Source organism: Rhizobium tibeticum, assembly GCF_900110205.1.
Classification (GTDB): Bacteria; Pseudomonadota; Alphaproteobacteria; order Rhizobiales; family Rhizobiaceae; genus Rhizobium; species Rhizobium tibeticum.
Genome location: NZ_FOCV01000007.1, coordinates 26,307 through 41,693, shown reverse-complemented (window position 1 = coordinate 41,693; position 15,387 = coordinate 26,307). Strand labels below are relative to the sequence as shown.

The window sequence follows — 15,387 nt, the reverse complement described above, 5'->3', positions numbered from 1 at the left end:
GCACCTGGCCTGCATTGTCAAAGGGATCTTGATGCATAAAGCCCGAAGCATCATTACGTGGGCCTTCGTTTCTCTGTGTGTGATCGCGCTGATCACATTGCCGGTGAACCTGCAGACCCAGCTGATTGCGAGCATTGTCGTCGTCGCCGTCATGGCGATCATCAAGGGGCTGAAGGCTGAAGGCACCTGGAGGCTGATCGCGCTTGCCTTCGGCACCTCAATTGTTCTTCGCTATGTCTACTGGCGCACGACCAGCACGCTGCCGCCGATCAATCAGCCAGAAAACTTCATCCCCGGTCTGCTGCTCTACCTTGCGGAAATGTACAGCGTGGCGATGCTGGCACTCAGCCTGTTCATCGTCGCCACGCCCCTGCCGCCGCGCCCTTCGCGGGCGAGCAAGGAAGAACGCTTTCCCCACGTCGACGTGTTCGTCCCCACCTACAACGAGGACTCGCACCTCCTCGCCAATACGCTGGCCGCCGCCAAGGCCATGGATTATCCCGCTGAGAGGCTGCATGTCTGGCTGCTGGACGATGGCGGCACATTGCAGAAGCGCAACTCCAACAAGCTTCTCGAAGCCCAGGCGGCAGCGGCGCGTCACAACGAGCTCAAGAAGCTCTGCGAGGATCTCGGCGTACGCTACCTCACGCGCGACCGAAACGAGCATGCCAAAGCAGGCAACCTCAACAACGGAATGAAGCATTCGAGCGGCGAGCTGATTGCCGTATTCGATGCCGACCACGCGCCGGCCCGCGATTTCCTGCTCGAGACTGTCGGCTATTTCGACGACGATGCGAAGCTGTTCCTTGTCCAGACACCGCATTTCTTCATCAACCCGGATCCCCTGGAACGAAATCTTCGAACCTTCGAGAGAATGCCGAGCGAGAACGAGATGTTCTACGGCATCATCCAGCGCGGTCTCGATAAATGGAACGCAGCATTCTTCTGCGGCTCAGCTGCCGTCCTCAGCCGAAGGGCACTGGAATCCCAGGGCGGATTCAGCGGTATCAGCATCACGGAGGACTGCGAAACCGCCCTTGCGCTGCATGGCAGCGGATGGAACAGCATCTATGTGGACAAGCCCCTGATCGCCGGGCTGCAGCCGGCGACCTTTGCAAGCTTCATCGGCCAGCGCAGCCGATGGGCACAGGGAATGATGCAAATTCTGCGCTTCCGCTTCCCCTTGTTGAAGCGGGGCCTGACACTGCCGCAACGCCTTTGCTACATGTCGTCGACGCTCTTCTGGCTCTTCCCGTTTCCGCGCACGATCTTTCTGTTCGCGCCGCTTTTCTACCTCTTTTTCGATCTGGAGATCTTCACCGCATCGGGCGGCGAGTTCCTTGCCTATACGCTGGCATACATGCTTGTGAACCTGATGATGCAGAACTACCTCTACGGTTCCTTCCGCTGGCCGTGGATCTCGGAACTCTACGAGTATGTTCAGACGGTTCACCTGCTCCCGGCAGTGGTTTCGGTCATGCTCAATCCGCGAAAGCCAACGTTCAAGGTTACGGCGAAGGACGAGTCGATCGCGGTCAGCCGTCTTTCGGAAATCAGCCGACCGTTCTTCGTCATCTTTGCCGTACTACTGATTGCTCTGGTGGTGACGATCTTTCGGATCTACACAGAGCCGTATAAGGCCGACGTCACCTTGGTGGTCGGCGGCTGGAACATCATCAACCTGATCATGGCCGGCTGCGCCCTAGGCGTCGTTTCCGAACGTGGCGAGCGGGCTGCGTCCCGTCGCGTGCGTGTAAACCGGCGTTGTGAATTCGGGGTCAACGGCAAGTGGCACACGGCATCCATCGAGGACGTCTCGGTGCACGGCGCCCGGCTGCATGTGTTCAACAAGCAGCTGGATCCGATGGTGATTGGCGCCGAGGGCGAGATACGCTTCCAGCCTCACAGCGGCGCAAGCATCGAAACGCTGCCGCTTATCGTCCGCAATATCCAGCCTTCAGGCGAGATTCTGGCTGTTGGCTGCCAATATAGTCCGAAGAGCGCCTTCGACCACCGCCTGATCGCCGACCTGATGTTTGCGAATTCCGATCAGTGGACGCAGTTCCAGCAGGCGCGCCGCCACAACCCAGGTCTCATTCGCGGAACGATCTGGTTTCTCGGCCTGTCGCTCTATCAGACTAGCCGCGGCCTCGTGTACCTTTTCCGCAGCATGCGGCCCGAACGCGAGCGGCAGAGCCAGGTCGCGAAGGCAGGCAACCGATGAAAAAGATCACATCGATCTTGGCGTTTCTCCTCGCGGCTTCAGCGGTTGCCTATGCGCAAACGCCGCCTTTCGACATGTCCGGTGAACGTGAGCAGGGCAGTGCGCCGATGGTGCCGAGACTGACATTCCCGGCCACGCCTGCACCGGCAGAGGCGCCCCCACGGTCTGCATCGCCTGCACCGACACCCGCCCCCATGCCTGCCGCGCCCACAGCCCCTTTCTCCATGGCACCCGCTTCACCATCAGCCTCGGCAACGCCGCCCTCGCAACCGCAGGCTGCGCCACCAGTCGTCCCGGCGCAGGCGCAACGCCCTGCGCAACCGGCCATCCAGCGAGCTGGTCAAAGCTCGGTTCAAAGGTACATCATCCCTTTCGCCAAGTTCGGCCTGGATGGCGAGTATGATCGCAGGTCGTGGTCGATCTACATCACGCCAGAGCAGGCTGCCGCGCCAGCGAAGTTCAACTTCTCCTATCAAAATGCCGTCGTCGTTGCCCCGGAGGCGTCGCAACTAACGGTGCTTCTGAACAACAGGATCGTCGGTCAACAACCGATCGCCTCATCGGATGCGCCATCGAACGTCTCCTTCGACGTGCCCGCGGGACTGCTACAACCGGGCGCGAATCTTCTGACATTCGAAGCCACCCAACGCCATCGCACCGACTGCACTGTTCAATCGACGTATGAGCTTTGGACGGACATCGACCCGGCAAAGACCTATCTGAGCTTTACTGGGCAAGAGGCCGCGAAGTTTTCCAGTACAGACGCCATCCGCGCGATCGGCGTCGACGAAACCGGCAAGACGCAGTTCAATTTCGTCGTGCCGGCGCTCGAGCAGCCGGGCACGACAAAGCCTCTCTTACGCCTTGCCCAGGGCCTCGCGGTTCTAAGCGGCATGCCGAATGAAACCTTTTCATTCACGCCTGACATGTTGCCGCAAACGGGTGCGGGTCGCATGACTGTCGTAGTTGGAACGCCGGCCGAGCTTCAATCAATCATCGCGACGCCGCCAGCCGCGCAAGCAGCGCCGCTGGCCTCGTTCGTGACGGACCCGAAGTCTGGGGCACCCGTTCTTTTGATCAGCGGCCCGTCCTGGCCAGCAATCTCGTCCGCTATCGACACGATCGTTTCGACAACGGATCGCCCAGCGACGGCCGTTCGCGACACGCTGGTAACCCAGCGTTGGAGCGCGCCCGATGCGCCGCTCGTTCTGTCCGCCGCGAACCTGACGTTTGCGCAGCTGGGCGTGCCGACGACGGAGTTTTCAGGACGGCGCTTCCGTACCAGTTTCAATATCGCCGTGCCGTCCGATTTCTACGCGAACGCCTATGGCGAAGCCACAGTACTGCTCGACGCAGCCTTTACGCAGAATGTCCTGCCCGGCAGCCATATCGACATCTATGTCAACGGCAACATCGCATCGACGGTGCCCATTTCGTCGACAGGGGGGGGCATCTTCCGGCACTTGCCCATTCGCGTGACGATGCGGCATTTCAAGCCGGGTTTGAACACGCTGTCGCTTGAAGCCATCCTGATGACGAAGGAGGACGAGGTCTGCGTGCCTGGTACGACGGCCGGCGCAGCACCGCGCTTTGCGCTCTTCGATACCAGCGAGCTTCACATTCCCGACTTTGCCCGGATCGGGCAACGTCCGAACCTCGCCGGCCTATCTGGAACCGGCTATCCCTATAATCGCGCCACGCAGCCAACGCCCCTCTTCATCGACCGGATTGATAGCGATACACTGACGGCGACCGCTACGCTGCTCGGACAAATGGCGATCGTTGCCGGCCGCCCGATCGACGTTGAGCCGGCTGCGACACCGGGCGCCATCGGCGAGCGAGACGCCATTTTCATTGGATCGATCTCGCAGATGCCGCCGGCAGTGCTGACGCAGCTGAACATAGCGACGAGCAGTCAGGCCTCTTGGCGGCCCCCCGCCGCGGCCCAATCGAACCAGACCGAACCTTCCGTGACCTTTGACGATTGGCGCTCGAAAGTTAGCGGCGGAGTATGGCGCGGGCAGATCACCTCATTTCAGGAGTGGCTTCGCCGCAACTTCGACATTTCGCTGAGTTCGCTGCAGTTCGTGCCCGGGTCGGAAGAAGCCTTCACGCCCTCGAACGACGACAGCTTCTTGATCGCTCAGGGCAAAAGCGCCGCGGGGGGATCGTCCTGGACCATCGTCACTGCTCCTTCCGCCGAGGACCTGCGCGAGGGCGCCGAGGCAGTTGCCGCACGGGTCAACTGGCCGCAGGTCGCCGGGCATATCACTACCTATTCCAGCAAGACCGGCAAGGTCGAAAGCGTCCCGGTCGGTCGCTTCGATTTCGTGGCCTCTCAGCCGTGGTCAATCGCAAATTATCGTCTGATCGCTGCGAACTGGTTGTCTACGAACATCCTGTCCTATGCCTTCCTTCTGGTCGTCCTTTCGCTTCTGATCGGCGTTGCCACGGCAAGCATGCTTTCCAGGCTGGGCAGGCACGAATGAAGAGACTGTTGAAACTGATCTGCGCCGCAAGCTTCGCGGTTGCCGCCGCCTGCCAGTCCGCGCAGGCGCAAGGTCCGGGGATCAACCCGCAGGCATGGGGCGCCTATAAGGCGAAGTTCCTGGATGCCAGCGGCCGCATCGTCGATGGTGCAAATGGCAATATCAGCCACAGCGAGGGCCAAGGGTATGGTCTGCTGCTTGCCTACCTTGCCGACAGCCCCGCAGACTTCGAGCAGATATGGTATTTTACGCGCACCGAACTGCTGCTGCGCGACGATGGCCTGGCGGCCTGGAAATGGGATCCGGCCGTTACGCCGCATGTCACCGATGTCAACAACGCGTCGGACGGCGATCTGTTGATTGCCTATGCGCTGGCTCTTGCGGGGTCTGCCTGGAACAGAAGCGACTATATCGAGGCGGCCGCGAAGATGGCCCAGGCGCTTCTTTCGCATGTCGTGGTCAGTTCAGGCGGACGCATGCTGCTGCTGCCGGGCGTCAGCGGTTTTGATTCCTCTGATCGCAAGGACGGCCCCATCATCAATCCCTCCTACTGGGTCTACGAGGCGATCCCGATCATGGCGCTGCTGGCGCCGTCTAACGCTTGGCAGAAACTGTCGGATGACGGCCTGTCGCTGTTGCGGTCGATGCAATTCGGCCCACGAAAGCTGCCCGGCGATTGGGTGAGCCTCGATCACATGCCGGAACCCGCCAAGGGCTTCGATGCGGAATTCGGATACAACAGCCTGCGCATACCGCTCTACCTTGTCCGCGCGGGAGTTTCGGACAAGGCTCTGCTGTCAAGATTACGCCAGGGAATGACCGCCGAGGACGGCACTCCGGCGACGATCAACCTCGCGTCCGGCAAGCCAAAGACGCTGCTGTCGGACCCGGGTTATCGAATTGTTAACGATGTCGTGGCCTGTGTGACAGACGGAACGAAGCTGCCTGAGTCGTCGCAGCAGTTTGAGCCATCGCTCTACTATCCATCGACCCTTCATCTTCTTGGGTTGGCATTTGTCGGGGAGAAGCATCCGGAGTGTCTGTAAGATCCTCATCCGTTGCAATTGTTGTCGCGGTGGCGGTGGCTGGTCTGGTGACCGCCCTGAAGGATCGTGCGGCACTACAGGAGATGCTGGGCTTCGGCGGATCCGGTCACGCGCCCGCGCCACAATTCATGCTCATGGGTCGTGTCACGGGGCCGGAGATCAGCCCCAAGCCTCAGATCGACGTGCAGGCGATTGCCGATCGGCTGCAAGCCGCAACGACGGTCCCGCTGCTGCCTCAGGAGAGCGAGACCGGTGACGAGGCCGAAAAATCCGTAACGGTCGCGCAGGCACCGCAAGGGCAGCCTCCTGCTGCTCAGCCAGCAAAGCCGGCTCAGCCGAAAGTCGACGAGAGTGCGTTGCGCTATTTCGCCAGCCGTGGCGACAAGGCTCGACTGCAGGCCGAGATCGCGCGCCTCCAGGCGCTCTACCCGAACTGGGTGCCGCCCGCCGACCCTCTGGCCGTGCCGCAGAGCGGCGACAGGCAACTGGAACAAATGTGGCAACTGTATTCGGAGGGACGCTACGCGGAGCTTCGCAAGGCCATTGCCGATCGACAGGTCTCCGAATCGGGATGGCAGCCGCCGCCCGACTTGCTTGACCGACTGGATGTCGCGGAAGCCCGTGCACGTCTCGTCAATGCATCCGACCTGAAGCAATACGCAACCGTCGTCCAGATCGGCGCCAACACGCCGAGCCTTTTGACATGCAGCGACATCGATGTGCTCTGGCGGGTTGCCGAAGCCTTCGCGAGGACGGATCGCGCGCCCCGCGCCCGGGATGCCTATGTTTATATCCTCAAGAACTGCACGAATCCGCAGGAGCGCCTGGCGACCATTCAGAAAGCGTCTGCTTTGCTGTCCTACGCAACGATGCAGGATCTTCTGGCGCTCGAACGCCCCGATGGCAACGGCGGTCGCGAGTTCGACAGCATCCGCAATGACCTTGCCCGCCGCTTTGTCGCGGCTGGCAACGATGACCCCGATCTCGCTGTGGCGCCGGCTTACCTTTCGATTGTTCAACGACTTGCCGAAACCGAGGGCCTGGCATCCGACAGCCTTATTCTCGGCTGGTACCAGCTTCGCCGGGAGAACTATGCGGATGCCGAGAAATGGTTCCGGGCAGCCCATGACAAGGAAGACACGGCAATTGCTTCCCAGGGTCTGGCGCTGGCGTTGATCGCGGAAAAAAAGCCCCAGGAGGCAGAGGACATCATGTACAAATGGCGTGGCGCCTCCAAGGATGCCACCGCGACCTATCTCGCGGCGACGGCAAACCTGATGGCTCTGCAGCCACCCGCCAATCTCAGCGAAGAGGTGCTTTCACGCATCGCGGCAGAAATCATTGCGCAGAAGTATGTGCCGACAGCACAGCAATTCGGCTGGTTCGCGCGCAGTCTCAACCAACCGCAAACGGCAGCGCGCTGGTTCGAAACGGCGTTGCGCTGGAAGCCGGATGACGAGCCGTCCGCCTACGGGTTGGCCATCACGCGCCAGCAGTTGCGCGACCGGGCGGGTGTGGCCGAGATCCAACGGCTGTGGGCGGGAAAATCCGAGCGCATCGCCCAGTTGGGCGAGACAACCAACCGGCAAACCACGCAACCTCCCCTGCCCGCTCCCGGGCAGACGGCGCCGCAAGGCGCAGCCGCCTCGCCCCCTGAGATCGTTAGGGCACCGAGTCTCGATGCGGCCGCGAACCCACCAGCCAGTGTTGAGGTCTCGCGCCAGCCTGCGATGCAAACGGTGACGGTTCGCCGCAGCGCGCGGCAGTTGCGCGGATGCACAACCACGGTCAATGCGCAATTGCTCCAGCCGGAAGCGGCACTGTCGCGTGGCTGGTGCCTGATGGACATCGATCGACCGATGGAGGCGGTAAAGGCGTTCGAGGCAGCGCTGGTCAGTCCAAATCGCAAAACGCGCGAAGATGCGGCCTATGGCCAGAGCCTCGCCTACCTGCGGGCCGGCCTATCCAACAATGCCGCTGTTGCAGCCACAAGGGCGCCGCAGACACAACAGCGCGCGGCGGAGCTGCAGATTGCGATCTTGGCCGACAGGGCCTTGGCCGCCTTCGACGCCAAGCGCTATCGCGAAGCCTTGATATATCTCGATCAGCGCGCCCAGCTGCGCCAGGAGCCGATCGATTTGTTGGTGCTTCGGGGATATGCCTACTTGAACATGAAGATGTACGGCGACGCGGAACGGATATTCACGGCCGCCGCGGCGACCGGCAGCAAGGACGCGAACCGTGGTCTGGCCGATCTGAAGGCATCGACGCATCCCGACACCGTCGATTGAAACTGGCGTGAAAAGTGCCTTAGCGTGCGCCGGAGGCAACCGCCGGAGCGGATGCGCCGCTTCATTCCTTCAAGTCCCGATGCAATGCCCGCGCCCGCCGAAAGTCCCGCAATCTCACCTAGGGAGAAAGCGCTTCATGCTCGTAGAGCTGATCCATGCTTAGTGTTGCAACCTCGGCAAAAGAGGTCTGATTCCTGACGCTGCCGTCATGAAGTATTACGACTTCGTCGCAGAATGAAATGGTGCTGCGGTGATGGCTGATGACGATTGTCGTGCGACGGCCGGCCCTTGATTTCAAGGTCTCGACGATCGCAGCTTCCGACAATCCGTCCAGGGCGTTCGTGGCCTCGTCCAAGATCAGGATTTCCGGATCTCGCACGAGCGCCCTTGCTAGCGCGATCCTCTGTCGCTGACCTGCCGAGACGGTCGCTCCCCTGTAACCGACCACGGTCTCATACCCGTCAGGCAGTTTCTCGATGAACTCGTGCGCCTCAGCAAGCTTGGCGGCGTTTTCAGCGTCGGCAAACGAAACGTCGTGACCATAGGTGATGTTTTCCAGGATTGTACCATCAATCAGCTCGAGGTCCTGGCTGGCGAGCGCAATTTGTCTTCGCCACTGGAGAGGATCGATTTGATTGAGTGAGATGCCATCGATCAGAATCCCTCCCTCGTCGGGCTCCACAAATCGACAAAGGAGATTGACGATTGTGGTCTTTCCAGCGCCCGATCGTCCGATGATTGCTGTCGATCGACCTTGGCGAATGTCGAAGCTCGCGGCGCGCAGCACGGCCGGTCGCGAGCCCGAGCTCGGATATTTGAACGTTACGCAGTCAAAGCCAATCTGCTGGCGGAGCCCCTGGACCGGGTCGTCGCCCGCCGGTGGCTTTGGCTTATCAGACGAATCCAAGAGCCATCTGACCTCCTCCAAGGAACCACTCCAGCCTTGCACCGCGCTCCACGCCATTTGAAGCGCACGCACATGCGGTTGCAGCCGATAGAGCAGGACCACGAAAGCGACGATAATCGGAAAACTCACGCCCCAAAGCCAGGCGCTGACGACGACCGTCAAAAAAACGGCTGAATGCAGCATCTCTGTCAGTGGCGGCAATATCGCTTGTCGGGATTGCAGAACGAAACTCGCTTTTCGAACGGCATCTGAAGAGGAATCGAAGAGCGCCTTTTCACGCAGTTCCTGTCCGAATGCGCGGATGAGCCGCCCGGCATGTACGAGATGAAGCATCTTCGAGGCAAGTTCACTGTTGAACGACGTGACGTTGCGGCTCGGCCCTTTCAGGCTGGCAGAGAGGATCGCATGAATAGCCTGGATCACAACGAGCCCCAGCGCGACGCACAGGGTCATCTGCCATGAAAGAAGCAAGAGGAAGATGAGCAAGATGACGGCGGCTGATGCGTTTACGACAGCCGCAAGGGTTGTCTGTATTGCGTCAGAAGCCCGCCAGGATTCGTTGGAGATGATATTGAGCAGGCGCCCCGGGCTCTGCTGCAGAAAAAATGAGTATCCAATCGTCAAAAGCTGGCCGGCAAGAGAACTTCGCATGGCGTGGCCGGCTCGGCCGTAGATGAAATTGGTGAGCACGGCGTTGGCGAACGCCAGCACATTCTTCACTGTGATCAATCCGAGGATGGCGGCAGCGATCGCAATAAGCCTTGCCCGATCATCCAAACCGGCGCCCACCTGTTGGAAGACGGCTGAAAGCCCAGCCATCCCCGAGGGATCCTTCTCGCCGCCGATAATGCCGAGCATCGGAATAATGAGACCGATGCCCGTGCCTTCGAGGACGGCGGTGCTTAATCCTAAAACGACGACAATCGCAAGCAGGTAGATCTGCCGGCCGAGCGCCTGACGCAATAGCCGAAAACTCGACCAAACGAATTCTAGCATGGCTGTCGTGACCTCAGCTGGTGGCAGGCTCTGGCGCGCGGGAATACGTGGTTCTCGCCCACTATGCGAGCCCTTGAAGCGACTGTACGGTTTTAGCGGGCACCGATTGATAGTAGCGCGCCATCAGATCCAGTCGCCGGGTCGCGCCGCCTGAAAAGCGGCACAACCACGGCGCATAAGCAGCGGACCGAAGTCCGTACCGTTCTCGACGCCGGATGAGCTGCCACTTTCCTGTCAGCGTCAAAAACGCGTGTGTAAGCTCCGGTCGCTGCTCATCAATAATGAGTTGATAGAGGAAATAGAAGAAACACAAGCTTCCGTGCGCGTAGCTGGAACGCGTCGGACCAACACGCTCCGCGATTTTCCCTTCGATCGCAAGGAGGCAATTTGCAGCACGGCGTACCGTGTCCGGCGTAACCGCTGCCCCGATGGCATGAAGAGCATCGGGATCGTCGCAAAGAGATTGTCGTTCGAGGTTCTCCGCGACGATCTTCAGGTGCGTTTGGCGCATCTGCTGCTTGTGTCGGCTTGAGACGCTGTCGTGGTGAATGCGATAGGCAACGAGGCTCTCATCGATCATGGCTGCAGGGAACTGCCGGGCAATGCGCCCGAAGAGATCAAAATCCTCGGCATGGACATAGCCTGCGTCATACACCAGCATGTCTTCAGGGATGACGTTGCGGTTGTACATCACCGTCGAGTGCAAGAAGATGGTAAAGAACGTCGACAGTATGTGCCAATCTCCGGTCTGATAGATCGGATTTGGCCTGCCGCGTACCACGCGATTGCCGAGAAGCTGATCAATGCCCGTACCACTGATCGCGAGCTGAGGCTGCTTGGCAAAGAGTGCGACCTGGCGCGAAAAGCGGGATGGATAGGAAATATCGTCTGCGTCCATTCGGGCGATAAGATCCCCACTCGCCAAGGCGATTCCGTCGTTCAATGTCGCAATGAGCCCGCGGTTCTCCCGCGAGACGATGCGAATACGATCGTCGGCTTTTCGACACCGTTGAAGGATCTCCAGCGAACGATCGGTCGAGCCGTCGTCAAGCGCAATGACTTCAAAGCGGTCGTAGTCCTGGCGCAGAATGCTTTCGAGCGCAGCGGCAATGTAAGGCTCGCCATTGTAAACAGGCAGCACGACCGAGATCAAAGGATCAGGCATCTATTAAATCCCATGTTCATCGCGGTTGGCATAGCTTGGGCGGTACGCTGAAACGTCATATGGTCGTCCGTCAGCCTCACTGGCCTTGATCGACGAAGGAACGTGGGCCCGACTTTTGGAGCGGACATAGGGGAAGTAGCGTTTGAGCTGGTTGAGCGGCTTTTCGAAGATCGTCCAGGAAATCGAAGCCAGTATCAACGTGGTTGCGGTCGCAATCACAAACCGACCGGGACCCTGCTCCGAAACATTGACCGGGATCCAAGCCTGAGCCTTGACGATCAGCGAAAGCACAATCGGATGGAAAAGGTAAACGCCGTAACTTACGCGTCCGATCGCGGTGATCGGCGGGAGTTCCAGGAAGCGACCGAACCCTCCTTGCAAGCCTAACGAACAAGCTCCGACCAGCATGACGAGGGGTACGATGGGAAAAATCTCCGCACCGATCCACGTCAGCCATTCAAGCGCTGGTGTCATTGGCACTGCTTTCAGCCATAGGAAAATGACGGTGCCGGCGGTCAAGGGAGCAACGCCTACCCGCATCCAGCGGGGCCAAACCTCAGTCCTGCTTCGATGGACGGCGAGGAGGGAGCCGGCTACCAGCGCATCCAGCGACGCAGGAGGAAGAAGATCACGCGCGAGGGCGGGTGTGCCTGTGAACGGCCAGTAGAAGCGATACGCTAGCGAGAATGCGATGACCGCGACGCAAATCGGTCCAACGAAGCGGCGGGGAGCCAGGAGGATCACCAACGGCCAGGCAATATAAAACTGTTCCTCAATGCTTAAGCTCCAGGTGTGGCACAACACCCAAGGTGTCCATTCATTGTGGAGGGCATACCAAAAGTTCGAGAGATAAAGCGCGTGCCACTTGAGGCTACCGCGAGCTCCTTCAAGGTTTACAAACCAAACGAAGCCCAACATCGCAAAATAGGGAGGGAATATGCGCAAAGCGCGGCGAATATAGAACGATTTCAGCGCAGTGCCCGGTTCATAGTCGATAGCGGAACGTGCATCTAAAAGGAGCCGCGTTATCAGGAAGCCGCTGAGTACGAAGAACAGGCGCACGCCGAGATGACCCAAAACTGATCCATCGACGGCGAAGAAATGGTGGTATAGGACCATTGCGACGGCGAGAGTACGAAGTCCGTCCAGTTGCCGTTCTCGTGCATGAAGCATGGATCCCCCTTGGTCTCTAGGGAGCTCGCCTTGTCGGAGCCTACTCCCAATGACATTCTCACGACCCGCTTTTGTGCTGTTGATTCCGTTCCGGATGGATCGGATTGAGGTGCCAAAGCGCTTCTTAAAATTCGGGGCAATCGGGCCAAACTGTGACGTTAGGGCGATATCGGACTTTAGTCCGATCTATCGAACGCGCTGTCATTCCAATCGTTGCTGAGCGAGGAGAATGATCGGCAAGTGTCCTCCCAGCCGCAGAAATGGACGCCGCTGCAAGTTTTGGGATCGGCGGCTAACGACACGCACCGCGTAAGCCATTAGAAAAGAAGCATAATAGCGCATGACAAGAGTCGGAGTGCATGACGAATGCACTTCTGGTGCAACAAGGCAAACCGTTATAGGGGGCGCATCAATGAAAGCTATCCGTCTGATAATGCAAGCCGCGAATGATCCCTGCCGAGCTCTTGGTCGCGAGGAGGTACTCGCGGCGACGTTTCGCGATTTCGTGCAAAGGGCTCTCGCGGCGGGGTGGGATGAACCGGAGGTCGCCCTGACTTTGGCTGATATCGCCGATGACTACGTCATGGCACTCGCTCGGCGGGTTGTGGTAAATTAGCATCAAGTACCGACGCGCGTCGCGGGACTACCATCCGCGACGCTTGCGGTTCACGGTCGCATCGCAGCGATGCTGCCGGCAATGGAAGCAACCACGATGCTTGAGGAGCGCTTCAAGCGTAAATTCCTCGATACCGTCACTGCGGTGAAGTCGTGAAGTCGGAATCGAGCACGACGGAGGAGCTAGGATCGCCAGCGCTATCTGGGCCTGGTTATTTCGGTTGCTTTGGAAGATTTGGTTGCGGGGGCACGCAACCAACGATTCCTGCAATTGGTTGAATGGCCCATCCCAAAGCTAAATTAGCGGCTTAGAAGGCCGACGGCCACCGTTGGTGGGCGTGCATGACGGTGATAATCTCGATGTCCCGACTGACACGGTACGGAATAATGTAAGGGATATCGGCCAGCACCACTTCACGTGTGCCCTTGATGCGGCTCGGCCGCCCACTTGCGGGTAATTCGGCTAGCATATCTACGGCGGTCACGATCCTTGCGATCACGCGCGCTGCCGCATCCAGATTGTCCTGCTCAATATGAGCGCCGATTTCATCAAGTCGCCGCAACGCCCGAAGCGTCCAGCGAATACGTTTCCCGCTCATGATTGGCGGGTAGACTTGACGTACTTCCCAACAACCTTCGCCACGTCTTCGGCGCTGGCAAATTCGCCGCGATCGGCCTCAGCCAACCCGGCTTCGATCTCGGCAAGCTGCCACTCCTGCTGCTCAACGAAAGCCTCGATCGCCTCGGCAGCCATATAGGCACGGGAGCGATCCAGCTTTTCCGCAATCTGATTAAGCTTGCTCGCGGTTTCATCCGAAACCCGCACGGTAAATGCAGCAGTCATGGCACCTGTCTTCCTTGGTTCACTTTGATTATTGGTGAACCAGCGTGGTTCGTCAAGGTTCTGCTTATGAGGGGGACTTTCGTTTCGATGAATAAGCTCCGGCACGCGGGGATGGGAGTGGCCGGACAAGGGACTGCTCCCTTCGGAGGCCGACAAAGTCTTGATAGTCTTTGTAAATTCTGGTTGCAGGGGCTTACAAGCAACGATTCCTGCGATTGTTCGAGAGCGAAATACCAGAACTGGCCGCGCGAACGATCGATAGATGCTCTCGTCGAATCAGGCTCAGTAATGCCATGTCGATCACTCCGTAGCCCTCGCTGAAACACGCGGGGCTGGGTTCAAACATGGGTCAATTCTCAATAGCCTATATCGAGGAGTGGCAGGTTGCCGTCGCGAACGCTTTAGCGTCGCCTCAAGGCGTGGCGAAGTGAAAAAGCCCACGCGTTGCTGTTCGGTTTCCCGGAAATAACGTAGGAGGTCCTTGAGGTTGCAACGCCCCATTGATCAGCACTAGGTGCTCACGAAGGAGGCGGAGCGGTGCGAAATCCTGACCGTCTTCGCGCCCGCCTCCTTCGCCCCAAGCGGGAAGCAAAACCCATGAGGCGACAATCAGGCCAGCGGGAGCATCGCTGCGTGAGGCAATACGATGTCTCATCCTGAACGTCGCGCTATAGATTGATTATGGGCTGACCGTCGGACGGGTATGAGGGACAATCTCCACCTCTGAATCTTCACGGTCGGATAATGGTGCGGAATCGATCTCCAATACCGCGCCCAGCCAAAGCGCGCGTTCAAGATGGTCAGACTTGGGCTCACCCGTGTTGGGATGTATGAGTATGGTCAGACCGCGCCGGTTGACCATGAGCCAGGGCACAAGACGGGCGAACTCGACGGGCAAGAAAGCCACCTGATACATTGCAAGCGCGTGTGGTCCGACCGGTCGATCATGCCAGCGACCGAGGAGAACGGAGAAACGTTCGGCTATCTCCTCCCGCAACAATTCCGCAGTCTCGCGCTGCTCGGAGCCGTCGAAATAGACATGGGCATGATAGCTCTCAATTTTATCAAGTTTCAGGGGTAGGTCATCTTTGCACATAAATTGACTTTCTGATTTCTCGGAGACTTGGAACAGCGTCTTCGACAGGAGGTTTTCAATACAAGGATCGGTTATCCAATGCGATCTTGAGCCGCGCGACGCGCGTCGAGCCCAGAGTCTACACAATAGGCGGCGCTGGATGGAGAAAGGGCCAAGGGCTAGCCTCCGAACCCTTCTCGATCGGAACCTCGATAAGGACAGGAGCACTCCGATTCAATGCGTCGATGATTAGCGACGTGAGTTCGTCTGGCGACGTGGCACGGAATGTCTTGACGCCGAAGCTTTCGCCCAGCTTCACGAAGTCCGGGCTTGTCACTTCGGAACCGAGGTAGCGACCTGAATAGGTCTGCTTCTGGTCGCGCAGGACGTTACCGTAGGCATTATTGTTGAAGACGATCGCTACAACCGCGATGTTGTGTTGAACAGCGGTCGCCAGCTCTTGGACGCCGAACATGAACCCGCCGTCACCTGACACGGATACGACGGCCTTGTCGGGATTGCCAACTTTGACGCCAAGCGCGGTATATGCAGCCTTCACCGT

The 15,387-nt window shown here is 59.1% G+C and carries 11 protein-coding genes and 1 pseudogene; 5 read left to right on the top strand and 7 right to left on the bottom strand.

The features are described from left to right. Positions 1–31 precede the first annotated feature (31 nt). The 4 genes from bcsA to BSG20_RS09555 are packed head-to-tail and all read left to right on the top strand — an operon-like array spanning position 32 to position 8,050. A complete protein-coding gene (bcsA, locus tag BSG20_RS09570; protein ID WP_072374096.1) occupies positions 32–2,224 on the top strand; it encodes a UDP-forming cellulose synthase catalytic subunit in 2,193 nt (730 codons plus the stop codon). Continuing rightward, entirely contained in the window at positions 2,221–4,713 is a 2,493-nt protein-coding gene (locus BSG20_RS09565; RefSeq protein ID WP_072374094.1) for a cellulose biosynthesis cyclic di-GMP-binding regulatory protein BcsB, read from the top strand. The genes bcsA and BSG20_RS09565 overlap by 4 nt, the downstream gene beginning before the upstream one ends. Next, entirely contained in the window at positions 4,710–5,759 is a 1,050-nt protein-coding gene (locus BSG20_RS09560; RefSeq protein ID WP_072374092.1) for a family 8 glycosyl hydrolase, read from the top strand. Before BSG20_RS09565 ends, BSG20_RS09560 begins: the two co-directional genes overlap by 4 nt. After that, the gene (locus BSG20_RS09555) at positions 5,750–8,050 is read left to right on the top strand and encodes a cellulose synthase (protein ID WP_072374090.1); all 2,301 of its coding nucleotides are present in this window, start codon (positions 5,750–5,752) and stop codon (positions 8,048–8,050) included. The genes BSG20_RS09560 and BSG20_RS09555 overlap by 10 nt, the downstream gene beginning before the upstream one ends. Before the next feature lie 118 nt (positions 8,051–8,168). Here BSG20_RS09555 and BSG20_RS09550 read toward each other — a convergent pair whose 3' ends face one another. The 3 genes from BSG20_RS09550 to BSG20_RS09540 all read right to left on the bottom strand — a co-directional run bounded on the left by BSG20_RS09550 (position 8,169) and on the right by BSG20_RS09540 (position 12,291). Next, entirely contained in the window at positions 8,169–9,953 is a 1,785-nt protein-coding gene (locus BSG20_RS09550) for an ABC transporter ATP-binding protein (RefSeq protein WP_072374088.1), read from the bottom strand. Positions 9,954–10,014: 61 nt separating this feature from the next. Further along, the gene (locus BSG20_RS09545; protein ID WP_072374087.1) at positions 10,015–11,118 is read right to left on the bottom strand and encodes a glycosyltransferase family 2 protein; all 1,104 of its coding nucleotides are present in this window, start codon (positions 11,116–11,118) and stop codon (positions 10,015–10,017) included. A 3-nt stretch (positions 11,119–11,121) separates the two neighbouring features. After that, entirely contained in the window at positions 11,122–12,291 is a 1,170-nt protein-coding gene (locus BSG20_RS09540) for an acyltransferase family protein (protein ID WP_072374085.1), read from the bottom strand. Between the two features lie 412 nt (positions 12,292–12,703). On the opposite strand from BSG20_RS09540, the gene BSG20_RS09535 reads away from it, so the two are divergent. After that, on the top strand, positions 12,704–12,907 hold the full coding sequence (locus tag BSG20_RS09535; RefSeq protein ID WP_072374083.1) for a hypothetical protein: 204 nt from the start codon (positions 12,704–12,706) through the stop codon (positions 12,905–12,907). A gap of 307 nt (positions 12,908–13,214) precedes the next feature. On the opposite strand, the gene BSG20_RS09530 is transcribed toward BSG20_RS09535, so the two are convergent. The 4 genes and pseudogenes from BSG20_RS09530 to BSG20_RS09515 all read right to left on the bottom strand — a co-directional run. Beyond that, positions 13,215–13,505, bottom strand: coding sequence for a type II toxin-antitoxin system RelE/ParE family toxin (locus BSG20_RS09530; protein ID WP_072374081.1), 291 nt, complete (start codon positions 13,503–13,505; stop codon positions 13,215–13,217). Then, on the bottom strand, positions 13,502–13,750 hold the full coding sequence (locus BSG20_RS09525) for a CopG family ribbon-helix-helix protein (protein ID WP_072374079.1): 249 nt from the start codon (positions 13,748–13,750) through the stop codon (positions 13,502–13,504). Before BSG20_RS09525 ends, BSG20_RS09530 begins: the two co-directional genes overlap by 4 nt. Before the next feature lie 679 nt (positions 13,751–14,429). Next, positions 14,430–14,846 carry a DOPA 4,5-dioxygenase family protein gene (locus BSG20_RS09520; protein WP_072374077.1) on the bottom strand — a complete coding sequence of 139 codons (417 nt, stop codon included), beginning with the start codon at positions 14,844–14,846 and terminating at the stop codon, positions 14,430–14,432. A gap of 118 nt (positions 14,847–14,964) precedes the next feature. Beyond that, positions 14,965–15,369, bottom strand: a pseudogene (locus BSG20_RS09515) (thiamine pyrophosphate-dependent enzyme); the annotation flags it as partial. Positions 15,370–15,387: the final 18 nt, after the last annotated feature.